The sequence below is a fragment of the Neobacillus sp. FSL H8-0543 genome (genome assembly GCF_038592905.1).
In the GTDB taxonomy this organism is placed as follows: Bacteria; Bacillota; Bacilli; order Bacillales; family Cytobacillaceae; genus Neobacillus.
Window position 1 is genome coordinate 295,750 of record NZ_CP151943.1, and the last position, 22,548, is coordinate 318,297.

The following is a 22,548-nucleotide window of genomic DNA, read 5'->3' on the forward strand; positions in this document are numbered from 1 at the left end:
AGCACCACATATCTCAATTGTTGAGACAAAAATAGCCAGGAGAACCGCCCCCTGGCTACTACTTACAAGTATTCTTTATCAATCTTCAATGTACTTCTTACTGTATCGATCGGACGAACTAATCCCTCAATTTTTTCACGTTTTTTTTCAAAGAATGGCGGTAAAGAAAGTTTTTCACCAAGTGTTTCGTATGGTTCATCTCCCATAAATCCTGGACCATCCGTAGCCAATTCAAACAGAATCGATGGTGCTGCTTTTGTATATAAAGATCCAAAAAAATAACGGTCTATAAAACCTGAGTTTGGTATGTTGAACCCATGTAAACGTTTTTGCCAAGCATCTAAATCCGCTTTTTCATCCACTCGGAAGGCAGTATGATGAACGGTACCAAAGCCTTGTCGTGCTTGAGGAAGAACGGTATTATATTCAACAATCACTTGTGCACCGTTACCGCCCTCACCCATTTCAAATAAGTGGAATGAATTCTCTTGGGCAACTTCTCTCATGAAGAAAACTTGCTCCAGCACTTCTTTAAAGTAATCAAAAGAAGATGTACGAACAAAGATTGGCCCTAATCCTGTGATTGCATATTCTAAAGGAATCGGCCCGTTTTGCCATGGTGTTCCAGAAGCCACTCCCTCATTATTTTCATCGGAAATGAGTTGATATTGTTGATCATCAAAATCAACAAAGGAGATTGTCTTCTTACCAAATTGCTCGTTTATTCCCTTATGTTTTACTTTGTATTTATCAAAACGTTTTACCCAATACTCTAATGCTGCATCAGTTGGTACACGGAAAGACGTTTTAGAAATTTCGTTGGTACCATGTACACCCTTCGGAATACCTGGAAAATCAAAGAATGTCATATCTGTTCCTGCACCACCGACATCATCTGCAAAGAATAAGTGATAGGTTTGAATATCGTCCTGGTTCACCGTTTTCTTTACTAAACGCATCCCTAAAACATAAGTGAAAAATTCATAAATCTTTTCAGCACTGCTTGTAATGGCTGTTACGTGATGAAGCCCTTTTAATTCGTTCATTTTAATTCCTCCATTTTATCAAATTATCTTGGATTCAAGATATCTATTTAAAAAAAATCAAATTCGTTTCGCTTTATGACCAATTCGTTTTAATAATGCTATTGTTTCCCTAAGCTCGCCTGGCCCTAAATCACCAAAGACTTCTCTAATTTTCAATACATGCTGCGGGAAAATTTCATCCATTAACGCTTTCCCTTCACTTGTTAACGCGGCATATGTGACGCGTCGATCCTCTGGACATCCTTTGCGTCTTACATAATTCTTCTGCTCCAGTTTATCCACAACATAAGTGATACTGCCGCTTGAAATAAGGACCTTCTTTCCTATCACTTGAATCGGTTGATCACCTCTATGATACAGCAACTCTAAAACAGAAAACTCAGTTGAGTTTAATCCATGATTTGCTGCATCTTTACGAATTACTTCCTGAATAGCTTGGGAGGCACGAAGTATAACGGTAACAGCTTTTAATTCTTCACTCACGAATTCCATTCGTATCACTCCAATAAATATTGTAACCAATTCGAACACTTATTAAAAATGTCCGAATTGGCTTTTAGTAGAACTTAGCCACTTTAGAAATTATGCTGTTGGGTTAACCTCTAATTCAACTTTGATTTTGATGTCTTTACCAACAAGTACGCCACCTGTTTCAAGTGCAGCGTTCCAAGTTAGACCGAATTCTTCACGGTTAATTTTTGCTTCTGCTTCAAATCCGTAAACTTCTACGCCCCATGGGTTTGTACCCTTACCGCCAAATTCAACTGCAAACGTTACTGATTTTGTTACGTCCTTAATCGTTAAGTCACCAGTTACTCTGTAGTCATCTCCATCCTTTGTAATGCTTGTTGATACAAAATCAATTGTTGGGTTAATTTCAACATCAAAGAAATCTGCTGATCTTAAGTGGTTATCACGATCTTCACTGCGTGTGTTGATGCTTGCTACGTCAAATTTGAATGCAATGGAAGCTGTAGTTAAATCTGATAAATCTGCAGCTACTACATCTGCTGTGTAAGTTTCAAATTGTCCTTTTACCTTTGATACCATCATGTGTTTTACTTCAAATCCTACGCTTGAGTGTGATTGATCTACTGTCCATTTTGTCATTTTAAATTTCCCCCGTTTTGTTTTTAATTATTATCTCGGAATCGAGATATATCTTCAAAAAAATGTTTTTTTTCAAATAAAACAGCTAAGTTGAGATCATCAATTAAATACCGATGTGTTTATCTTGAATTCATTTATCTTTAACCTGAGATAAACTTAACATATATTCGCCTAGGCTGTCAATACTTTTCGAAATAATTCTTTTACACCTAATGTAAAAACTGATTTTCGGTAGTAAAAAGGCTAATAAACATTTTGATTAGCCATTGACTTCCTTACCTATTTAGGTCTTTCTATCTCAAAGATTTCGCCGATTTTTGCATAATTAGCCCCTGCTAATCGGCTTACTGCAGCCAACCCTTTTGGGTCGATTCTTCCTTTTTCGTAGATTTCATCTTCAATGTGAAATTGAACAACTTTACCTATGATAAAATCACACCCAGGAGAATCAACACCTCCTAGTTCTAACGAATGCTCTAATACACATTCCATTCGAACCTTTGCTTCCTTTACTCCAGGAACGGATAATTTCACACTCTCGACTGGAGCTAATCCTGCTACCTGAATTTCACTTTGACTAGGTGGCAAACTTGCAGCGGTTTTATTTATCTTTTCAACGTTTTGCTCATCGACAATATGGACTACAAATTCTTTTTTCTTAAGAATATTTTTTGCAGTATCCTTCTGTCTCCCATCAGATCGTTGGATCGATAATGAAATCATCGGAGGATTAGAAGATACAATATTAAAATAACTAAAAGGTGCACCGTTTAAAACGCCTTCTTCAGACAAAGTCGTGACGAAAGCAATGGGTCTCGGGATAATACTACCGATTAGAAATTTATAATTTTCTCTTTCTGAAATGGTAGATGGATCAATGGAAAGCATGGGTATCATTCCTTTACAATTTTATCTAATTCTCTTACTTCAATTGGTATCAACTTACGCTCAAGTCTTTCTCTATTTTTTTCATACTGTGCAGGCAGCATCAATTTTTTTCCCATTGTCGCCGCGGATTCATCATGAGCGAAACCAGGAGGATCTGTTGCAATTTCAAATAAAATTTCTCCATGTTCTCTAAAATAAATGGCATTAAAATAATTTCTATCTTGAACAGGTGTTACACCATAACCATTTGCACCAACATATTTCTGCCAATCTAATTGATCATTGTCATCCACTGCTCTCCAAGCAATGTGATGAACGGTTCCAACACCCATCGAACCTCTTCCAGATGCTGTTACTTTTAAATCAATAACATTACCAATGTCAGCTGAAGAACGGAAACGAATAAAATCTCCCTCTTTACCGACGAGATCTAGTCCCATAACATGCTCTAACAATTCTGCAGTTTTTTTTGGCTGCGTAGAATATAGCGTTGCACCTCCGAAGCCCTTGATCGCTACATCTGGATTTACTTCTCCAAAGGTCCAGGAATTCGCTTCCCCTTCTTCTCGTTCAACAATTTCGATATGAAGACCATGAGGATCATCGAACGTTAAATACTGCTCATTAAAACGGTCCACTTTAGAAAAAGGAATAGTAAACTTTTCAAGTCTTTTTTCCCAGAAAGCGAAAGCTCCTTTTGGAACAACATAAGAGGTTACTCCAACTTGACCACCTCCAATTTTCCCCTGATAGGCATTTGCCCAAGGGAAAAATGTAATGATTGTTCCTGGTTTTCCTCCTTCATTCCCAAAATACAAATGATACGTGCCCGGATCATCAAAATTCACTGTTTGTTTTACTAAACGTAAGCCTAATACTCCTGCATAGAAGTCGACATTCTCCTGTGGATGTCCCACAATTGCCGTAATATGATGGATACCCATTGTTTTTTTACTCATTAATTACACTCCCTATCTTGGATAAATTCGCAGAAAAGTTTGGTACCTTATTTTGACCTTAACTGTTAAGATAAATCCCTTTTTCTAATATCTCGAATTCGAGATATTTGACCAAAAAAATTAAGATCACTTTCTTACTTTATCCTTTTATGAATTTCATGGAATAATATTAAATTCAACTATCTCAAATTCAGTTATCTTGAATACAAGATAATTATATTACTTTAATCATATTTTGTCAACATGCATTTTTTGAAAACCGCTTTCTAAAAAATAACTCCTACATTATTTACAGATAATATTTATTTCACTTATAATAAAGGAATTTATTGGAGGAATTCTATCAGAGTTTCTGGTATCATAGTGAAAGACCAGATTCATTTCTAATAAAATTTTTATAATGAAAAAGGAGATAGGTATTTGAATAAGAAGATTAAACTAGGCATCGTTGGCTATGGTAATTTGGGGAAAGGTGCAATTGAAGCGATTAAACAAACCGAGGACATGGAGTTAGTCGCAGTATTTACTAGAAGAGATCCGAAAGACTTAATTCTTGATGAACCAAATGTAAAAACGGTACATATTTCAAATGCAGCTGACTACAAAGGTGAAATTGATGTCATGTTACTTTGCGGCGGATCTGCTACTGATTTACCTGAACAAACTCCATACTTTGCAACCATGTTCAACACGGTAGATAGTTTTGATACACACGCAAAAATTCCTGAGTTTTATCAGTCTGTAAATGAAGTTGCAACAAAAAATAATACGACAGCGATTATTTCAGTAGGATGGGATCCAGGCTTATTCTCCATCAACCGTGTGATGGCAGATGCGATTTTACCGAATGGTGAGAACTATACGTTCTGGGGTAAAGGACTTAGCCAAGGGCACTCGGATGCAGTAAGAAGAGTCAAAGGTGTTAAAAATGGTGTACAATATACCATTCCATCAGAAAACGCAATGGACAAAGTTCGTAGCGGTTCAAATCCTGAACTAACAACGGCAGAAAAACACAACCGAGTTTGCTATATCGTTGCTGAAGAAGGCGCAGATAAAGCTGAGATCGAAAAAGAAATCAAAACAATGCCGAACTACTTCGCAGACTATAATACAGAAGTGAATTTTATTTCAGAAGAAGAATTAACACGCGACCACAGCAAAGCACCACATGGCGGATTTGTTATCCGCGGTGGAAATACGGGAGCTGGCAACAAGCAAATTTACGAATTCTCACTTAAACTAGACAGTAATCCTGAATTTACAGCAAGCGTATTAGTAGCTTATGCGAGAGCCGCATATCGATTAAATAATGAAAAACAATTTGGTGCAAAAACAGTTTATGATGTTGCACCTGGTTATATTTCCCATCGATCAGCAGAGGAATTGAGAAGAGATTTTCTATAAGATATAAAAGCAGAACAACCCCCTTTTTGATAAAGGGGGTTGTATTATTATTTTGCCATCATATTTTTATTAAAAGGAATATTCATTTCACTAAGTTTTTATGAAGCCTTTTTAATGTTATCAACTTCAATCGGAGGGTTAAATTGACCTTCCCATTTAGCGACTACAATTGCTGCTAATGAGTTTCCTACCACGTTAACAGCAGTACGTCCCATATCTAGAATACGGTCAATACCAGCAATAAAGGCTAATCCTTCAGCAGGTAAACCCATTGTACTAAATGTAGCTAATAGAACCACAAATGATACACCAGGTACTCCCGCCATACCTTTCGATGTTACCATTAACACTAACATTAGTGTAATTTGTTGGATAATGCTCAATTCAATCCCATACATTTGGGCAACAAATAAGGATGCTATTGCTTGGTATAAAACAGAACCATCCAAATTAAAGGAGTAACCTGTTGGAATAACGAAAGTCGCAATGTGTTTTGGACTTCCTGCTTGCTCCATTTTGTCCATAATTTTCGGAAGTACGGTTTCCGAGCTTGCTGTTGAAAAAGCCAAGATTAACTCTTCTTTGATCATCTTCAATAATTTAAAGACACTGAACCCAACGATTTTGCCCATCAAACCCAAAACTACAATGACAAAGAAAATCATGGTTCCATAAACCGTAAGGGCTAACTTGCCTAATGGAAGAAGTGATTCAAAACCATATTTTGAAATGGTTACACCAATTAATGCAAACACACCGATTGGAGCATATTTCATGATTAAGTTTGTAACATAAAACATGGCATTTGCCACACCTTCAAAGAATCGTAAAACCGGTTTTCCTTTTTCTCCAATGGCTGCAATTCCAAGACCAAACACGACTGCAAAGAAAATAATCGCTAGCATATCGCCTTCAACCATTGAATTAATCGGATTTGTTGGAACAATATGAAGAAGCGTATCAGTAATTGATTTTCCTTCTTGTTGTTCTGAGGTTTCAACATAGCCAGAAATATCACTTTTCTCGAGCGTCTCCATATTTAGTCCCGCACCAGGCTGAAATATATTAGCAGATATCAGTCCAACAGCTATTGCGATAAATGTCATTCCTATAAAATAAGTAAGTGATTTAGCACCTAGCTTACCAACAGATTTCAAATCGCCAACACCAGCTATAGCAACGATAATACTAGAAAGAACAATTGGCACGACAATCATTTTAATTAATCGTATAAAAAGATCACCAAATGGCTGTAATACACTCTGTGCCGTTTCACTTCCATAGAAGATCCCACCGACAATAATACCTAATATAAGACCGATAAAAATTTGACTTGCTAAACTAGATTTGATTTTTTTCATTAATTACCCCACCTTCTTGCTGATTTTGTATAGCCGAATTACTCAGGTAAGGGAAACAAATAGATACGATATGGAGCACAAAAAAACGGCGAGAGCCGAATTACTATTCTATCATACTGTTTCCACTCAATTGCTTACGAGGTTAGCTTTCAGGTTAGGACTATGGGAAACAATGAGCCCCTTCTTTTTAAGAATTCACCAATAGCGGATAATTCCGCATACACAATTTGGGTCCCCCGCTCTTAATATAAGATTAAGCAAATATGCACTAAGTAAATTTTATCATTAAAATACTATTTACGTTAAAAAATTGTTATTTCCGAATACTTTTAAAAATAGATATAAAGATATCCTTACCCAAATCAAAATAATTATCATATAACTGCTTATTGCTATTCGATCCGTTCTCGATGGTCCATTCTTCTACCACTTAAGAACCCGTTAGTAAAGGAAACTTTCCTTCCATAGCTGGATTGATTTTTTTATTCAACCCTCTTTCCTTTTTAACTCCGCCTTTCCAATGATAGGACCTGCTCACATAGAACTCATGTGATTAATGGAGCACATATTATTCTAAAATTAAGAGTTCATTGATACAATTAGGAAACAATCGTTTTATAGCAATAGGTAATGATTTAGACAACGCTGATGAAGTGATTGATTTAGAAGGCCGTTTGGTATTGCCACCATATGTTGACCCTCATTTACACTTAGATTTTATCTTTTCAGGTCTAGGCGAAGGAAATGCAAATGTTTCAGGTCATTATTCGAAGGTATCCAGCGTTGGAGTAATAATAAGAAATCCTTGACGGAAGAATTAGTACGGGAGCGTGCGATTAAAGGAATTCAAAAAGAAGTGAGTAAAGGTGTTCAATTTATTCGCACACATGTAGACATTACGGACCCTAATCTCATTGGGATGAAAGCTTTAATAAAACTGCGGGAAGAATTGAAAGATATCGTTACTTTACAACTAGTGGCCTTTCCTCAAGAAGGATTCTTCAGGTATAAAGGTGCTGAACAGTTAATGGAGGAAGCACTTAAAATGGGGGCTGACGTAGCAGGAGGAATCCCTCACTTTGAAATCTCTTATGAACATGGTGTTGAATCATTAAAACGTATTGTTGACATGGCAATAAAATATAATGTAATGATTGATATTCACTGTGATGAGAACGATGATCCAAATAGTCGATTTTTGGAAGTGCTAAACGCTCTTGTGATGGAAAAAGACTATGGGAAAAACACAACAGCAAGCCATACATGCAGCTTTGGATCAGTAGAAAACAGTTATGCGAATAAAATGTTAGGTTTATTTAAAGAATCACAAATTAACTTTATTTCGTGTCCCACTGAAAACGCACATTTACAAGGACGAGGCGACAGTTATCCGAAACGCCGTGGCTTAACCCGAGTTAAAGAGTTATTACATAATGGTAATAATGTCGCATTTGCCCAAGATTCCATTGCAGATTACTGGTATCCATTAGGGAATGGAAATATGATGAACATTTTAGACAATGGGATTCATTTAGCACATTTTACACACATTGATGAAATCAATAAGGCGTTCGACCTAATCACATACAACGGTGCAAACATTATGCGAGTGAACGACGAGTTTGGCATCGAAATAGGAAAACCAGCTAACTTAATCATCTTAGATGCAAAAGATGCATATGAAGCAATTCGTGAGCGTGCAGAAGTACTTGCATCCATTCGTAATGGAGAATATCTGTTTAAACGTGAACCAAGAAAAAATGAAATAGATATTGATTTCCTAAAACAATAATCAAGTTCTGTATATTATCACTAAAGCATTTCCCCTCCAACACTAGTGTTGAGGGGGTTTTTCCATGAGGCAGTTCCAAAAGGTAGTTTGTTCATATCTTTTCGTAGCAGCCACTTCTCCATTACACACGCGATCTCCCAAGTTCATTTTGCAGAAATTGGATTTCCTTCTGTATACTTGGATAGCCCTCTATTTCTGGAATTACTCCCTGCTTTGGCGAAATATTCCGTGTTGCAGCATTTGCCATTGTTTCAAATGCAAATAAAATTTGCGCTAATTTTTCTTCGGAAAGTATTGGCCTATTGTATTCCCTTGAACAATTTTCTAATAAATATCCTAGATGCTCCGTTGTAAATAAGACTGGCCAGTAATATTCTAACGCTTTACGATTAGCCGGAATCTCACCAGAGGCAGTGTTATACACAGTTCGTATATTACTTAGATTTGTCCTCATTTTAATTCTTTCTCTACTCCTTCTTGCATTAAATCCTTCTCCCTGATCTGAAAAAAGCACCATTAGAAACTGTGCTTGACTGCGAAGTGTTTTGCTCAGTAAGTGTGGAATTCTGCTGGAAGCAGATTTTCTTCCTACGATATAAACCCCTAATAATCCAATCGCACTACCGATTACAATGTCAATAAATCTCGCCTGAGCAAAATAAGAAAAACTAAACACATCTTGGCTTGTACTTTCAGCCATTAACAGTGCATTGGGTGTAAAGAAAAGTGCTGCTAATCCATAATTTTTCACTATAAACAATTCGGTAATAAATGTTAATACTAAAATAAACACCGTAATCACAAAACCAGATGGATGGAAGGATAGAATGAACCCGGCTATTACTATTCCAATTATCGTACCTAAAAACCGTTGAATCGCACGATGAAATGTCGCTACAATCGTTGCACCCGACATCACCGCTACACAAGATAACGGCACCCAATAGGAACGAGCAAATTCAAATTGATAGGCAATAATCGCTGCAATGACCGTTATCACTCCAATGCGTATTGACGAAATAAACACGATGGAATTTTTATCAAACGCCCCTATAAAAATAGTTTTTAGTGAGGCTTTATCAAATTGAATCGATTTTTTTATTTTACTAATTGGTTCATTAAAAATTGCATCTGCATTATAGATGGTAGAGAACAGATGACTTACCTGCATTTCCATCTCTTCCGGCTGTAATATAATTGTCTTTTCTCGCTTATCACGCTTGTTCAAAGAATTTGCTAGCATTCGAGTAGATTTCCCTAATTCTTTAGGTAATGTAGCATCTGCATTTGAAAAGTTTTCCACAACCGTAATAAACAACTCATTTGCATACATATTTAATAAATATAATCGATTGAACATGTCCGTTGTTCGCCATGGAATATAACTCGCTGAAAGAGTCTCTTCGGATTCATTTAAAACCTCCATCACTTTATGCTTGGCTTCAGTGAATCTATTTGTTCCAACAGAATCCAGAAGTTGCGCTAATTGCAAATAAACCCTAGTTACAACACCAGTTTCTGGACCATGTGGATTAAAAAACCACCCTATCATGGAAATAATCCACGATAAACTACCACTTAGAAATACTAATCCTGCTCTTAAAAATGCTTCATCGGGATTTATCGGCATTCCTGTTGACATAGCAAAAACTAATACAAAAAAGATTGCAGAGGGACCGGTTATTTTTAAGGCGCCGAAAACAAAAATTGCTACTGCTACAATGATTCCCATCAGAATTGCAACTGCCAGCGGATAAGGTGCACTAATAGTTCCCAAATACGTAACAATGGTCAAACCAAGAACTACCGAAAATATTTTCTTTGCTCGCTGCGCATATGGGATATTAAAAACATATAAATAGGTAAAGCCACCCAAGCCCGCAATTAAACCATATTGTAAATGGCCAAAGGCTAATCCTATCATAACCGGCAAGGCAGCCGCTAACCCCGCACTAAATGCTTTTAACCAAGGAAATGGTTTCTTATTTACTTGTAGTGCTTGCATAATAATAGATGGGGCTATCACGTTTGATCGTTGTTTGTCATTCATCATAATCCTTCTTTACTATTATTTTCTCTGTTATTATCTATAGTTTACCTATAAATTATGAACAATTTGTAAATTGGACCAATTAATTAATTCTATCATGGATTTTCTATTTTAAAGGAATAGCCTCTTCTCGCTATCATGCAAGCGGCCGCCGAATGGGAGCTTAATCCATATGGCGCCATAAATTTCATTTGCCCGATTTGGCTGGTATAGGCTGGTTTTACCTGCTTTATTCTTACACCTAATTTTTTCGCTTTTGGCCTCGATTAATTGATGGAAGCTCGAATAAGCAAACCCAGAAAGCATTCTGGCATAGGCCAATCATGACATCCTTTTGTACCAAAACGGCGTATTCGAGGATCTCCTTTATGGCATCACTCATAGTGACCATATGTTGAACAATTTGAAGTCAACTGTCTTCCTATACAAGGGGACCTGCGAAATCCATCAACCTCAGAACTGGCGGTAACTCGTACGATTGAAAAATATGGACGTTTAGATATAGTAGTAAATAATGCTGCCGTACAGCCATACACAAACGATATTATGGATGTATCAAACGAACAACTCGAAGACACGTTCCGAACCAATGTATTTCCACATTTTTATATGACAAAAGCCGCTCTTCCTCATTTGAAAAAAGGCAGTACAATTATCAACACTGCCTCGAGAGTTGCTTACGAAGGAGACAAAAACGTCAGATTATTCTGCTTCAAAAAGTGCCATAGCTACCTTCATCTTCTTGTTTGTACCACCCTTCCACTATATGTAAATATGCAATAGTCATTTTTTGGAGTAATGAAAGGTTAGCACATGAATATATGTACATGATATTTTTGAAAATATGGTATTGAAGATAATAAAAAAACGCTCCTTACAAATTGTAAGAAACGTTGATTTCATCGCATTGGCAAGCGATAATATGATACCGGTGGTCGGGGTCGAACCGACACTCCTCACGGAACACGATTTTGAGTCGTGCGCGTCTGCCAATTCCGCCACACCGGCAAATAATGGCAGGGGTAGTAGGAATTGAACCCACACCAAAGGTTTTGGAGACCTTCGTTCTACCTTTAAACTATACCCCTATATTGGAAAGTTATTTTCACTATCGCGAAAAAAAATTGGTTATTTATACTATCGTAAAAATAACTTTGGTGGAGGGGGACGGATTCGAACCGCCGAACCCGGAGGGAGCGGATTTACAGTCCGCCGCGTTTAGCCACTTCGCTACCCCTCCACATATATTAAGTTAGATGATAAAAGTAAAAATGGAGGAGGAAGAGGGATTCGAACCCCCGCGCGGTATGACCCGCCTGTCGGTTTTCAAGACCGATCCCTTCAGCCAGACTTGGGTATTCCTCCAAATAAAACATTATTGTTATTATTTTGCTTCACAAAAAACTTGGTAGCGGCGGAGGGAGTCGAACCCCCGACCTTTCGGGTATGAACCGAACGCTCTAGCCAGCTGAGCTACACCGCCAAATAAATAAATCAGATTTTGAGTTATTTCACCATTTTAAAAAGCTTAAGTTATTTTGCTTCACAAGAAACCCTGGTGGAGCCTAGCGGGATCGAACCGCTGACCTCCTGCGTGCAAGGCAGGCGCTCTCCCAGCTGAGCTAAGGCCCCATAATATAAGTAGAATGGTCGGGAAGACAGGATTCGAACCTGCGACCCCTTGGTCCCAAACCAAGTGCTCTACCAAGCTGAGCTACTTCCCGAAATAATCTCGAAAATGCAACCATATCTGAAAACAGAAATGGTGCCGAGGACCGGAATCGAACCGGTACGGTAGTCACCTACCGCAGGATTTTAAGTCCTGTGCGTCTGCCAGTTCCGCCACCCCGGCATTGTGATTGGAGCGGAAGACGGGATTCGAACCCGCGACCCCCACCTTGGCAAGGTGATGTTCTACCACTGAACTACTTCCGCAATATTAACTATTTTACTAACTTCGCAACTTGTCAGCAGCGACAAGATTTATATTACAACTTATCTCGACAAAAATCAACCACTAAAATGAAGGTTTTTTATGGAATTGAAAATATTCTTCTAAAATAGCAAAAAATAATATTCTTTATCCAGCCCATTCCTCACTCCATCTGAATAGATTAATGTTAGATGACAACAAAAGGAAAAAAATAAGGTTGATATCTGTTTTTATGGGAAAAAATACAAATAGTGATAGTTAAAAAATAAGGAGATGATGTTGGGTTGAAATATTTCCTAAGGAAAAAAGAAGAAGACGAAACTTCTAATAATCAGCCAGAAAAAAGTCAATTAGAGAACAATGGTGAGACTTTACCCGAATTTGATGTCCACGGAACCGCACTAAACGTACTTTCCTAAAGAATAACCCTTTGCATATTTCGCAAAGGGTTTCTTAATACCTTTTTATTGCCTTTAAACCAATGGCTTCACCTTGAAATGAAACAACTTTTTCATCCTCAATTACAATTTTAAATTTGTCTTTTACTTTTTGACTGGTGTCAAGGATGTATTGTGTTAATTTTTCTTTCTCACTTATGGAAAGTTTCATTCGATTACACCATGGCTCAAAATGAAAAGTTTTTTCAAAGCGATGCCATTCAAAAATTTCAAAACCGCTTCCTTCAAGCATCTGTAGCCATTCTGTTTTTTTCCAAGCTCGAAAATGGCTATAATCTCTCACTTTTTCAATTGTATTATAAAACAAATCAAATTCATCATCTTCTGGAACCACATTATCATCTAGAAGAAATTGGCCTTTGGAAGTTAGGACTCGATGGGCCTCTTCAATAAATGTTTTCACATTAGGAAAATGATGCGGTGCGATTCGGCAGGTCACAATATCAAAAGATTCATCAGAAAAAGGGAGCATTTCTGCGTCACCTTTTACAAATGTAACATTTTGATAACCATTCCCTTTAATGAAATTTTCAGCAGCATCTAGCATCTCTTGAGTAAGGTCAACTGCAGTTACCTTCTTCACTAATGGTGCAAACGCATTCGCCGTGTGCCCGCCTCCTGTTGCCACATCAAGCAATCGTTCTTGGCCTGTAACTCCCGCCATTTCTACCAGCTTTAACAGATCCTTTCCATCTTTATGAATCGGACTGGTAACATATGAAGCTGCACTTTTACCAAACTGCTGTTGAACATCTTTTTTAATTTCCATTACTATCACCTCATAATTCCACTTTACACCTTCATGATGATAAATAAAATTACAGGTTTTTTATCCTTTGTGATAAGAAAAAGTTATCAACGATGATTATTTAAACTCTACTAAAACCGGACAATGATCACTACCCATAATATCACAATGAATGTCTGCATTAAGTAAACGCTCACGCAAGCTTTCCGAAACGATAAAATAGTCAATCCGCCAACCGATATTTCGCTCGCGGACTTTACTCATGTATGACCACCAGGAATAGGCTCCTTCTTTTTCAGGATAAAAATGTCGGTAGCTATCTACAAATCCCGCTTCTAGTAAGCTAGTCATCTTCCCACGTTCCTCAATCGTGAAACCTGAATTACCATGATTAGATTTTGGATTTCTTAAGTCAATTTCATTATGTGCTACATTCAAATCACCACATAACACTACAGGTTTTACCCTATCTAACTCTTTAAGATGGACACTAATTTGATCTTCCCATTCTAACCGAAAGTCCAGCCTTGCTAAATCACGCTGAGAATTAGGAGTGTAAACATTTACTAAAAAGAATTCTTCAAACTCCAGCGTAAGGATTCTCCCTTCACTTTCAGAATCAGCTTCCCCTAAACCATAGCGAACACTGAGTGGTTTTTCCTTCGTAAACACAGCTGTACCAGAATACCCCTTTTTCTCGGCATAATTCCAATATTGATGGTAGCCTTCTAAATCAAGATCTATTTGCCCTTCCTGTAATTTCGTTTCCTGGATACAGAAAATATCTGCATTCACTTCATTAAAATAATCCAAAAACCCCTTTTTCACACATGCCCTTAGACCATTTACATTCCAAGATACAATCTTCATATGATTTATTCCATCTCCCTTTTTAGTTAACTCTCTATTTTATGATAGTTATATTAACATAAAAAAAGGCAACCTGCAGTCGCCCTGATTTACGGTACAAAATACTGTTCAGTTAATTTTCCGTCAAACAGTTCAGAGACGGGAACGATTTGAATATTTCGCTTTTTAAATTCATCCATAGCCTGGAAAACTCCGATTGAGCACACCTTTCCAGTTACACCAACATGGCCGATAGCAATGCCTGAACCCTTTATTTCCGTTACTTTTGCAAGTCTAATCATTTGCTTTCTTACATGTGCGGAGGATGAAATGTCATCAAGAAATACATCTCTACTCAACAGTGGTACACCTAGTTCTTTTGCAATTTGGGGGAATTTTGTTCCCGGACTTGTACCGCTATCGACAATGAATAATTTCCTTTCCTTTGCTACCTCCACAATCGCACGCACAATCGCTTCATTTTCAACGGCAAGAGAACCCATGTGATTATTCATTCCAACAGCATAAGGAACACTCTTTAGCGCTTCCTCTACCCTTTGTTTCACTTCTTGAGAAGAGAGGTCAACGGTAATTGGTTTTGGACCAAGCCAAGATCTTTTTCCGCGCTTCGGCTCCATCGGCAAATGAACCATTACCTCAAAACCATTTCTATGGGCCCATTCAGCATGTTTCGTTGAGTTCTCGGTAAAAGGCATGACGGCGGCTGTAATAGGAATTTCTCCTTCTAAGAAGTCCTGTACCCCTCCATTTCCACCGCCGAAATCATCAATTATAATTGCTGCTCTTAGCTGCTTCATTTCCTTATTCTCCGCTGAAACTGGCGTCAGTATAAAGATAAATAGTACCGGAATAAGTAGTAATACAAACCTCTTCATATAATCCCCCTATTGCACTTTTAAGCTTAATTTACCCTCAGGAACCTGAATCATTCTCGGAAAACTCCACAAAAAAAAAGAGCCAATGGCTCTTTTTCTTCATCTCAAGCAACTAATAGTTTTTTATTCGTCCCAAACTTCAACTTTTTCCATAACATCGCCATTTCTCATGGCTTTTGCTGCTTCAAGACCAGAGGTAACTTTACCGAAAACGGTATGAACACCGTTTAAATGCGGCTGTGATTCGTGAACGATGAAGAATTGGCTTCCGCCAGTATCTTTACCTGCATGCGCCATTGATAATGCTCCTGGTACATGAGTATGCGGATTTCCTTGTGTTTCACATTTAATTGTGTAACCAGGACCACCAGTCCCGCGACCTTCAGGGCATCCGCCTTGGCTTACAAATCCAGGAATAACTCGGTGAAAGTTTAACCCATTATAAAAACCGTCTTTAATTAGCTTTTCAAAGTTTGCAACCGTTCCAGGTGCTTCATTTGGATATAATTCAAATTCGATTTTTTCTCCATTTTGCATAAGTATGCTTCCTTTTTTCGCCACTACAAACATCTCCTTTTATGTAAAAAATTCATTTTCATCATACACTTTTCAACGAAGAAAAGAAAGTTTCACGATTTATTTTCAGGCATCTTATCATATTTCCACCTTGTTTGTGGTAATATAAAGATGCCCCTTCCGAACATTCGCTTGTTGCGGGACACTTAACCACTGTACGGACGGAAGGGGCAGCTGGTGTCACACTTGTGGCATCACAAAAAGCCAGGGCATATGTGATGTGACCCCCAAAAGTTAGAGTTTTATATTAAGCAGCTAATTGGCTGGTATGGAAACGGTATTGAACCGGACTCATGCCTGCCAATTTTTGCTTTATACGCTTGTTATTATAATAAGCGATATATTCTTCAATTTTCATTTTTAATTCCTCAAATGGGCACAGCGCTTCCCCGTAATACATTTCTTGTTTCATTAATCCAAAAAAGTTCTCCATTGGTGAATTATCTAAACAGTTCCCTTTTCGAGACATACTCTGGAACACCTTATTTTCCTTAAGCTTATTTACCCATGTATTATGTTGATAATGCCACCCTTGATCAGAATGTATAGTGGTTCTATATTTTGAATCCTTTACAATTTCTAATGCTTCCTCGAGTGGTTTGATCGCTAATTCTAAGGTTGGACGCATACTCGTCCCATAAGAAAGAATTTCACCATTGAACATATCCATAATTGGGCTTAGATACAGTTTTACACCGTCAGAACACTTGAATTCTGTAATATCTGTGGTTAATTTTTGATGACACACATTTGTGTTAAAACGGCGGTTGATAAGATTTTCGGCAACTTTTCCAGTCGTTCCTTTGTAAGAACTATACTTGCGCGATTTTCTCCTGAATTTATCCCCTTTGAGTCCGAGTTTATTCATAATGCGTTGAACCTTCTTATGATTCACTTTTTGCCCACGGTTTCTCAATTCCAGAAGGATGCGACGGTAACCATAATTGCCTTTATGTTCCTCAAAAATGGATTGAATCACTTCTTCAAGTCCCTGATTCGGATTTTCCTTCTTCATCATTTTTATATGATAATGGTAGGTAGCTTCAGGAATACCCACCTTGAGTAAAACATCTTTTAATTTGAAGTTTTCTTTGAGTTCGAATGATAACGCTGCTTGTGCTTTTCGAGATAGCCTTCCGGATCCATCTGAAAAGCTCGCAACTTTTTTAAGTATTCTACCTCTAAACGCAGAAGTTCGTTTTCTCACTCCAACTTTTGTTCATACGTCATTTCTTTCTCTTCGGATTGTTTATTTTTACTGTTCTTATCTTTATCAGACATGGCTGTCATCCCTTTCGATCTATCCAGGGCTTCAGCACCACCCTCAAGGAAAGCCTTCTTCCAAGAGGCTACCATAGGAGTGTTTGTTAGCCCAAATTGAAGGGCTGTATCAGTTTCTGAAGATCCTGTTCTTTTCATAAAGCTTAATACATCTAGCTTAAATTGAACAGAATATCTTTCCTTATGTTTCTTCCTCTTTAAACCTTCCACACCGTATTTCTCGTGTACTTTTACCCATCTCCTAATTTGTGAAAAGTCCTTCATGTCGTATTTTTTAGCTAAACGTTCATATCCTAATTTTCCTTCTTGATATTCTTTGACGACTATTAACTTAAATTCCTGACTATATTTAGCCATAAAAATACACCCCAAAAGTATAGATTTTACTCTAACTTTTGGGGTGCAGTACAATGTCCTGGCTTTTTGTTATTCGGTTACCTTTTACTTGTCCATTGATAAAATTTATAAATCAGCGTTAGGAATAGGACATAGCCAAAAAAGGTATAAATATGCTTCCAATTACTTGAATGGATAAAAAAACCAAATAGTTCAAAAAAACGTTCAAAAATTGGCATCACAAGACTTAAAAAAAGTATTAAACCGAACCTTCCCCATTTATTTATCTGATTCATTAAGAGAAGATAGAAGAATACGATTATCGGGAGCCCTATCAGGGTAAAAGCGATATTAATTGAAAATACCTCAGGAAACGGACGAATAGGAAACATGTACATCTTTTTCCCTACTAAATAGAGGTCGAGGTATGTCCCTAGCAAACTCGCCAAAATAACTGCGGGTCCATAGGCTTTAATCCAATATAGAAATGACTTTTTTTGCAAGGGCGGCAAGTTCCAATCTTTCAAGTGTTTTGCAGTATTCATTCTCAATCTCCCCGTCAATATTTTCATTAAGTTCTGTGAGATAGCTAATAATTTTCCACTCATTAAACCAATCCCCCTGTTCAGCTTCTGGCTGATTCACCTCTTTCCAGGCAGACGAAAGATCAGGACTATATATTCTACTTGCTCCACGTCTCAGCTTGCATGAATGTAGGCGAAGCTGGTAAGCAAAACCAGGAATTCCTTCGTTAATATTGTTAAATATCTGTGGCCAGTAATCTTTTCTAGATCCCGTATGAGGATGATTTCCTGCCCACTCTAAGGTACGCTTTACTAATTCCTTATTTTGAAAAAGAATCGCATAAAGTCTTTTACCAAGGAGGATGCGCTCATTCAGTGACCCGAATTGATGCAATGTTTGTCCTGCTAACTTCACTTTTCGATTTTTCACATAGGGAAATAGAATATGATTAAAAGAAAATATATCCTGCAGTTTAAACTCCAGGGTGTTAAACACCTCCTTTTGAAAAACAGAATTTTGAATCACTCTTTTTTCCAAATAACTTTGTTCATTAATGATTAGTGCCATTGTAAGGATGTACGTATCAGGCTCTTTCCAATAGTGCTCCCAGATTGTTTCCATGAATACTGATATATTTAGATAAGGCAATAAATAAAATAGGGGTTTTTTTCTCTTGATACTTTCCTCGTAAATGATGAATTGGGGATACGCATCCTGAAAAATAAGCCAATTCCCCCGTTCCAAAAATTGAAAAAAGTCCTTTCTCTCTTTTTTCGATAAAATTCGAGTTAGAAATTCACCTTTTAAATCGGTCATATTCCAGCCGCCATTTCTTGACACCATATGCCCTAAGAATGCCCAGTGAATTTCTGGATGGATTAGATAAAAATCAAAATAGGCCTTCGTTCTTGTGACATTGTTTTGATTTAACTCGGCTGTTTTATTTTTTACATCATTTAAAAACTTCTGATCTGCTTCCGTTAAGTTTTTTTCAGAAACCTTCCCTGTTTTTTGGGCTTTTCTCTTTAACTCATCCTTAATCCTATCAAGCGACGAATTCTCACGATTTCTCAGAAAAATAATGGCACAGGACCTCCCTTATGAATTCTCTTTCCATCAATGGAATATGTATAGATGAGAACAGTAACGGGGAGAGGAAGGATTAGTGATGAATGGTTTAGATTCTGGCATCAACTGGATTACTGAAACACTTAGAAAAGACCATTCTCCCGATGGCTCCTGGAACTATCCGTTTGAAACGGGGATATCAACAGATGCTTATATGATCATTTTATTACGGACATTGGAAATAAATGATGAAGAATTGATTAAGGGACTTTGTAAACGGATATTTAGTAAGCAGGAGAAGAATGGGGCTTGGAAGCTATTTTATGATGAAGGGGATGGAAATCTTACAGCTACACTAGAATCCTATTACGCACTACTGTATGCGGGTTACTATGATAAAAACGATAAACGGCTGCTAGCAGCAAAAAAATTCATTTTATCAAAAGGCGGTTTGGAAGAGGTTAGTATGTTCACCAAAATCATGCTGGCAATCACTGGTCAAACACCCTGGCCTTCCTCCTCTCCTCTACCGATTGAAGTGATTCTGCTGCCACAGTTTGTACCGATTAATTACTATTCCTTCTCTGTCTTTGGGCGAGCAAATCTTACCCCGATTATGATTTTAAGTGCTAAAAAGTTTACGATAAAGACAGATAAAAGCCCTAATCTCTCGGATTTGTATTTGGGTCGGACGAATAATGATTCCTGGGTGTCCTCATCCGAAATGCGCTCCTTGTTTTCCTTTCTTGAAGAGGGAATTAAGGATTTAATAGGGTTACCGGATCAGCTCCATAAGCTAGCAATGATGCGCGCAAAAAAATATATGCTTGACCACATTGAATCTGACGGAACGTTATTCAGCTATTACAGCTCGACGTTTTTGATGATATTTGCCCTCTTATCGCTAGGAGTAAAAAAGACAGACCCAGTTATACGGAACGCAGTGAATGGCATTAAATCGATGAAATGTGAAATCAATGGCTTGCCGCATATGCAGTACACCACTGCAAATGTTTGGAATACCTCATTGATAGGCTACTCCCTCCAATCAGCAGGAATCGCCTTTGATGATCCAATGGTCATGAAAGCCAATCAATACCTTTTGAATCGACAGCATCACAAATTCGGTGATTGGGTCATTCATAATCCACAAACACTTCCCGGTGGCTGGGGCTTCTCGAATATTAATACGATGAATCCTGACGTGGACGATACGACCGCGTCATTAAGGTCACTCGCTCGAATGGCTTCAACTGACCGTTCTGCCTGGGAGCGAGGGATAGCCTGGTTATTATCCATGCAGAATAACGATGGCGGCTGGGCGGCTTTTGAGAAGAATACAGATACAAAGTTAGTTGATTTTTTACCGATTGAAAAAGGTGAATTCTTACTAAATGACCCGTCTTGTGCAGATATCACCGGAAGAACGTTAGAATTTTTCGGTCATTATACAAATCTGCCTACTGACCACGAAGCGATTAGAAGAGGGATAAAATGGCTTTTGAAAAACCAAGAAGCTGATGGTTCTTGGTACGGCAGGTGGGGAATTTGCTATCTTTATGGAACGTGGGCAGCAGTAACCGGCTTATTGGCCGCGGGAGTGCCTGCAGCAAATCCAAGCATCCAACAGGCGGTAAAATGGTTAAAACAAGTCCAAAACCAGGATGGCGGCTGGGGAGAATCCTGCCTTAGTGACAGTTACAAATCATATTCCCCGCTCCATACGAGTACGTTGACTCATACTTCCTGGGCATTGGATGTATTAATCGCTGCTTCTGAGAAGCCGACACCAGAAATAAAAAAAGGGGTCTCATTTTTGCTGGAATCGCTCGAAAAGGAAGATTGGACCACTGACTATCCTAAAGGTCAAGGAATGGCAGGAGCCTTTTATATTCATTATCACAGCTATCGCTACATCTATCCTTTACTTGCTCTCTCGCATTATCGTAGGAAATTCACATGAAAAACCGACGGGAGTCAGCTCTCCGTCGGCTTTTTAGAATATTTCATTGAGTTGCTTGTAAATTTCTACAATCTCCTCAATTTTCATTCGAACGAGACCGCTTGAAGATGGGGCCACAAAATCAATCGTCCCTGGAACGACTGCCTCTTCTTGCTTACCCCATGCCACCTTCTTCTGTCCGCTGTACTCTTGATAAACCCCTTTACCGACAAAACACACCACTTTTGGTTTCAGCTGTTCAATTTTGTTCTGAAGAATTACTTTTCCCTCTTGATATTCAAGCTTAGTAATCTCATCTGCTGCTTTTGTCGGCCTTGCGACAATATTGGTAATCCCCAGTCCTATGTTAGGAAGAAGATGGTCTTCTGCGGCTGCATACTTTCTCGGCGTAATCCCCGCTTCATGTAAAATTCGCCAAAAACGATTGTTTGGATTGGCAAAATGGGTTCCCGTTTCACTTGAACGAATACTTGGATTAAATCCGACAAAAAGAATCTTTAAACCTTCCTTAATGTGATCATTTACTGGTTTCAAACGTATTCCCTCTATTCAATTAAACATTTCTGTTGAGCATAACCTATTTCTCAATTTGCTACAAACATTCGTTTTCGACAATAGTGAACGAGGTTATGAATGTAACAAGTAAACCGACAATTGCAATGATTAGCAGCGAATATAGTAACCTTGCTTCTTGAAGTAGAACCAGAGCTGAAAGAATAAGAAGCGTGTCCATCGCAAAAGCAATCACACCTACATTTATCTTTGACCATTTAGCTAGCAACAAAGCAAGCAGGTCCATGCCACCAGGGCTGATTTGATTTCTTAACATTACTCCTATCCCAAGTCCAATAATAATACCGCCTAGGATAACACTACTGATAATTGGTAGATGAAATATACCATTTAGCGGTTTTAGAATTTCAATCATAAATCCTGACGTAATTGCACCAATTACCCCGTAATAAAAATAAGAAGGATCAGATTTGAACGCTAATAAATAAACAGGTAAATTTAACAAAATAAGCAACAAACCAATTTTTAAACCCCATAAATAATTTAAGACAAGACTGATGCCAAACATCCCTCCATTGATTAAATGAAAAGGAACGATAAAACTGTTAACCCCTATACCTATCATAGTACTTCCGAATCCGATAACCGCCAATTTTTTTACCCTCTCAGCCATCCCTTGTCCAAAGTTCCTATTACACTAATATGTGGGATAAATGAAATTCATGCAAAACCCAAGAGTGGAAGTTATTAAGCAACAAAAATAGAGCCGTGATTTACGGCTCCCTTTCG

At 37.9% G+C, this 22,548-nt stretch carries 23 protein-coding genes, 9 tRNA genes and 1 riboswitch; of the genes, 6 read left to right on the forward strand and 26 right to left on the reverse strand.

All coding sequences use genetic code 11. The annotated features are described in order from the left end of the window. Positions 1 to 62: 62 nt before the first annotated feature. From NSS81_RS01495 to NSS81_RS01515, 5 genes are all read right to left on the reverse strand, one after another. Positions 63 to 1,046, reverse strand: coding sequence for a ring-cleaving dioxygenase (locus NSS81_RS01495; protein ID WP_342431802.1), 984 nt, complete (start codon positions 1,044 to 1,046; stop codon positions 63 to 65). A 57-nt stretch (positions 1,047 to 1,103) separates the two neighbouring features. Further along, a complete protein-coding gene (locus NSS81_RS01500; RefSeq protein ID WP_342431803.1) occupies positions 1,104 to 1,538 on the reverse strand; it encodes a MarR family transcriptional regulator in 435 nt (144 codons plus the stop codon). 90 nt (positions 1,539 to 1,628) lie between these two features. Continuing rightward, positions 1,629 to 2,156: a YceI family protein gene (locus NSS81_RS01505; protein ID WP_342431804.1), complete on the reverse strand. Its 528-nt coding sequence runs from the start codon at positions 2,154 to 2,156 to the stop codon at positions 1,629 to 1,631. Positions 2,157 to 2,435: 279 nt separating this feature from the next. After that, positions 2,436 to 3,044: a flavin reductase family protein gene (locus NSS81_RS01510; RefSeq protein WP_342431805.1), complete on the reverse strand. Its 609-nt coding sequence runs from the start codon at positions 3,042 to 3,044 to the stop codon at positions 2,436 to 2,438. A 5-nt stretch (positions 3,045 to 3,049) separates the two neighbouring features. After that, positions 3,050 to 4,003: a ring-cleaving dioxygenase gene (locus NSS81_RS01515; RefSeq protein ID WP_342431806.1), complete on the reverse strand. Its 954-nt coding sequence runs from the start codon at positions 4,001 to 4,003 to the stop codon at positions 3,050 to 3,052. 420 nt (positions 4,004 to 4,423) lie between these two features. On the opposite strand from NSS81_RS01515, the gene NSS81_RS01520 reads away from it, so the two are divergent. After that, on the forward strand, positions 4,424 to 5,410 hold the full coding sequence (locus NSS81_RS01520) for a diaminopimelate dehydrogenase (RefSeq protein ID WP_342431807.1): 987 nt from the start codon (positions 4,424 to 4,426) through the stop codon (positions 5,408 to 5,410). A 98-nt stretch (positions 5,411 to 5,508) separates the two neighbouring features. Here NSS81_RS01520 and NSS81_RS01525 read toward each other — a convergent pair whose 3' ends face one another. Next, entirely contained in the window at positions 5,509 to 6,771 is a 1,263-nt protein-coding gene (locus NSS81_RS01525; protein WP_342431808.1) for a cation:dicarboxylase symporter family transporter, read from the reverse strand. A 116-nt stretch (positions 6,772 to 6,887) separates the two neighbouring features. Continuing rightward, positions 6,888 to 7,041, reverse strand: a riboswitch (cyclic di-AMP (ydaO/yuaA leader). A gap of 320 nt (positions 7,042 to 7,361) precedes the next feature. On the opposite strand from NSS81_RS01525, the gene NSS81_RS01530 reads away from it, so the two are divergent. Further along, complete coding sequence (locus tag NSS81_RS01530; RefSeq protein WP_342431809.1) at positions 7,362 to 7,580, forward strand: hypothetical protein; 219 nt, start codon at positions 7,362 to 7,364, stop codon at positions 7,578 to 7,580. Next, positions 7,577 to 8,563, forward strand: coding sequence for an amidohydrolase family protein (locus NSS81_RS01535; RefSeq protein ID WP_342431810.1), 987 nt, complete (start codon positions 7,577 to 7,579; stop codon positions 8,561 to 8,563). The genes NSS81_RS01530 and NSS81_RS01535 overlap by 4 nt, the downstream gene beginning before the upstream one ends. Positions 8,564 to 8,684: 121 nt before the next feature. Here NSS81_RS01535 and NSS81_RS01540 read toward each other — a convergent pair whose 3' ends face one another. Beyond that, positions 8,685 to 10,616: an FUSC family protein gene (locus NSS81_RS01540; protein WP_342431811.1), complete on the reverse strand. Its 1,932-nt coding sequence runs from the start codon at positions 10,614 to 10,616 to the stop codon at positions 8,685 to 8,687. A 456-nt stretch (positions 10,617 to 11,072) separates the two neighbouring features. On the opposite strand from NSS81_RS01540, the gene NSS81_RS01545 reads away from it, so the two are divergent. Continuing rightward, entirely contained in the window at positions 11,073 to 11,396 is a 324-nt protein-coding gene (locus NSS81_RS01545; protein ID WP_342433901.1) for an SDR family oxidoreductase, read from the forward strand. A 143-nt stretch (positions 11,397 to 11,539) separates the two neighbouring features. Here the strand turns inward: NSS81_RS01545 and NSS81_RS01550 are convergent. From NSS81_RS01550 to NSS81_RS01590, 9 genes are all read right to left on the reverse strand, one after another. Then, positions 11,540 to 11,621 (reverse strand) — tRNA-Leu (locus tag NSS81_RS01550). A 6-nt stretch (positions 11,622 to 11,627) separates the two neighbouring features. After that, positions 11,628 to 11,701, reverse strand: a tRNA-Trp gene (locus tag NSS81_RS01555). A gap of 67 nt (positions 11,702 to 11,768) precedes the next feature. Then, a tRNA-Tyr gene (locus NSS81_RS01560) sits at positions 11,769 to 11,853 on the reverse strand. A gap of 32 nt (positions 11,854 to 11,885) precedes the next feature. After that, positions 11,886 to 11,978 (reverse strand) — tRNA-Ser (locus NSS81_RS01565). A gap of 41 nt (positions 11,979 to 12,019) precedes the next feature. Continuing rightward, positions 12,020 to 12,096: transfer RNA gene (locus NSS81_RS01570), tRNA-Met, on the reverse strand. A gap of 73 nt (positions 12,097 to 12,169) precedes the next feature. Beyond that, positions 12,170 to 12,245, reverse strand: a tRNA-Ala gene (locus NSS81_RS01575). 15 nt (positions 12,246 to 12,260) lie between these two features. Then, a tRNA-Pro gene (locus NSS81_RS01580) sits at positions 12,261 to 12,337 on the reverse strand. A gap of 39 nt (positions 12,338 to 12,376) precedes the next feature. Further along, positions 12,377 to 12,465: transfer RNA gene (locus NSS81_RS01585), tRNA-Leu, on the reverse strand. A gap of 8 nt (positions 12,466 to 12,473) precedes the next feature. Continuing rightward, positions 12,474 to 12,548, reverse strand: a tRNA-Gly gene (locus NSS81_RS01590). Between the two features lie 282 nt (positions 12,549 to 12,830). On the opposite strand from NSS81_RS01590, the gene NSS81_RS01595 reads away from it, so the two are divergent. Next, positions 12,831 to 12,965: a hypothetical protein gene (locus NSS81_RS01595; RefSeq protein ID WP_342431812.1), complete on the forward strand. Its 135-nt coding sequence runs from the start codon at positions 12,831 to 12,833 to the stop codon at positions 12,963 to 12,965. Between the two features lie 34 nt (positions 12,966 to 12,999). Here NSS81_RS01595 and NSS81_RS01600 read toward each other — a convergent pair whose 3' ends face one another. The 8 genes from NSS81_RS01600 to NSS81_RS01635 all read right to left on the reverse strand — a co-directional run bounded on the left by NSS81_RS01600 (position 13,000) and on the right by NSS81_RS01635 (position 19,289). After that, positions 13,000 to 13,773 carry a class I SAM-dependent methyltransferase gene (locus NSS81_RS01600; protein WP_342431813.1) on the reverse strand — a complete coding sequence of 258 codons (774 nt, stop codon included), beginning with the start codon at positions 13,771 to 13,773 and terminating at the stop codon, positions 13,000 to 13,002. A 96-nt stretch (positions 13,774 to 13,869) separates the two neighbouring features. Next, complete coding sequence (locus NSS81_RS01605) at positions 13,870 to 14,622, reverse strand: exodeoxyribonuclease III (protein ID WP_342431814.1); 753 nt, start codon at positions 14,620 to 14,622, stop codon at positions 13,870 to 13,872. A gap of 89 nt (positions 14,623 to 14,711) precedes the next feature. Continuing rightward, complete coding sequence (locus NSS81_RS01610; RefSeq protein WP_342431815.1) at positions 14,712 to 15,497, reverse strand: divergent polysaccharide deacetylase family protein; 786 nt, start codon at positions 15,495 to 15,497, stop codon at positions 14,712 to 14,714. Positions 15,498 to 15,620: 123 nt separating this feature from the next. Next, positions 15,621 to 16,058 carry a peptidylprolyl isomerase gene (locus tag NSS81_RS01615; RefSeq protein ID WP_342431816.1) on the reverse strand — a complete coding sequence of 146 codons (438 nt, stop codon included), beginning with the start codon at positions 16,056 to 16,058 and terminating at the stop codon, positions 15,621 to 15,623. Positions 16,059 to 16,320: 262 nt separating this feature from the next. Then, positions 16,321 to 17,280: an IS3 family transposase gene (locus NSS81_RS01620; RefSeq protein WP_342431626.1), complete on the reverse strand. Its 960-nt coding sequence runs from the start codon at positions 17,278 to 17,280 to the stop codon at positions 16,321 to 16,323. Then, positions 17,277 to 17,711 (reverse strand): transposase, encoded by a 435-nt coding sequence (locus tag NSS81_RS01625; protein WP_342429495.1) that lies wholly within the window; start codon positions 17,709 to 17,711, stop codon positions 17,277 to 17,279. The genes NSS81_RS01620 and NSS81_RS01625 overlap by 4 nt, the downstream gene beginning before the upstream one ends. Before the next feature lie 77 nt (positions 17,712 to 17,788). After that, positions 17,789 to 18,262 carry a CBO0543 family protein gene (locus NSS81_RS01630; protein WP_342431817.1) on the reverse strand — a complete coding sequence of 158 codons (474 nt, stop codon included), beginning with the start codon at positions 18,260 to 18,262 and terminating at the stop codon, positions 17,789 to 17,791. Next, complete coding sequence (locus NSS81_RS01635) at positions 18,162 to 19,289, reverse strand: DUF2515 domain-containing protein (RefSeq protein WP_342433902.1); 1,128 nt, start codon at positions 19,287 to 19,289, stop codon at positions 18,162 to 18,164. Before NSS81_RS01635 ends, NSS81_RS01630 begins: the two co-directional genes overlap by 101 nt. Before the next feature lie 94 nt (positions 19,290 to 19,383). On the opposite strand from NSS81_RS01635, the gene shc reads away from it, so the two are divergent. After that, positions 19,384 to 21,246, forward strand: coding sequence for a squalene--hopene cyclase (shc, locus tag NSS81_RS01640; RefSeq protein WP_342431818.1), 1,863 nt, complete (start codon positions 19,384 to 19,386; stop codon positions 21,244 to 21,246). Between the two features lie 33 nt (positions 21,247 to 21,279). On the opposite strand, the gene NSS81_RS01645 is transcribed toward shc, so the two are convergent. Both NSS81_RS01645 and NSS81_RS01650 read right to left on the reverse strand, forming a co-directional pair. Continuing rightward, positions 21,280 to 21,780 (reverse strand): mismatch-specific DNA-glycosylase, encoded by a 501-nt coding sequence (locus tag NSS81_RS01645; protein WP_342431819.1) that lies wholly within the window; start codon positions 21,778 to 21,780, stop codon positions 21,280 to 21,282. Between the two features lie 58 nt (positions 21,781 to 21,838). Beyond that, positions 21,839 to 22,411, reverse strand: coding sequence for a YitT family protein (locus NSS81_RS01650; protein ID WP_342431820.1), 573 nt, complete (start codon positions 22,409 to 22,411; stop codon positions 21,839 to 21,841). Positions 22,412 to 22,548: the final 137 nt, after the last annotated feature.

Coding starts and splice junctions, on each gene's coding strand:
- NSS81_RS01495 (WP_342431802.1), bottom strand. CDS start 1,046: ATGAACGAATTAAAAGGGCTTCATCACGTAACAGCCATTACAAGCAGT.
- NSS81_RS01500 (WP_342431803.1), bottom strand. CDS start 1,538: ATGGAATTCGTGAGTGAAGAATTAAAAGCTGTTACCGTTATACTTCGT.
- NSS81_RS01505 (WP_342431804.1), bottom strand. CDS start 2,156: ATGACAAAATGGACAGTAGATCAATCACACTCAAGCGTAGGATTTGAA.
- NSS81_RS01510 (WP_342431805.1), bottom strand. CDS start 3,044: ATGCTTTCCATTGATCCATCTACCATTTCAGAAAGAGAAAATTATAAA.
- NSS81_RS01515 (WP_342431806.1), bottom strand. CDS start 4,003: ATGAGTAAAAAAACAATGGGTATCCATCATATTACGGCAATTGTGGGA.
- NSS81_RS01525 (WP_342431808.1), bottom strand. CDS start 6,771: ATGAAAAAAATCAAATCTAGTTTAGCAAGTCAAATTTTTATCGGTCTT.
- NSS81_RS01540 (WP_342431811.1), bottom strand. CDS start 10,616: ATGATGAATGACAAACAACGATCAAACGTGATAGCCCCATCTATTATT.
- NSS81_RS01600 (WP_342431813.1), bottom strand. CDS start 13,773: ATGGAAATTAAAAAAGATGTTCAACAGCAGTTTGGTAAAAGTGCAGCT.
- NSS81_RS01605 (WP_342431814.1), bottom strand. CDS start 14,622: ATGAAGATTGTATCTTGGAATGTAAATGGTCTAAGGGCATGTGTGAAA.
- NSS81_RS01610 (WP_342431815.1), bottom strand. CDS start 15,497: ATGAAGAGGTTTGTATTACTACTTATTCCGGTACTATTTATCTTTATA.
- NSS81_RS01625 (WP_342429495.1), bottom strand. CDS start 17,711: ATGGCTAAATATAGTCAGGAATTTAAGTTAATAGTCGTCAAAGAATAT.
- NSS81_RS01630 (WP_342431817.1), bottom strand. CDS start 18,262: ATGAAAATATTGACGGGGAGATTGAGAATGAATACTGCAAAACACTTG.
- shc (WP_342431818.1), top strand. CDS start 19,384: ATGAATGGTTTAGATTCTGGCATCAACTGGATTACTGAAACACTTAGA.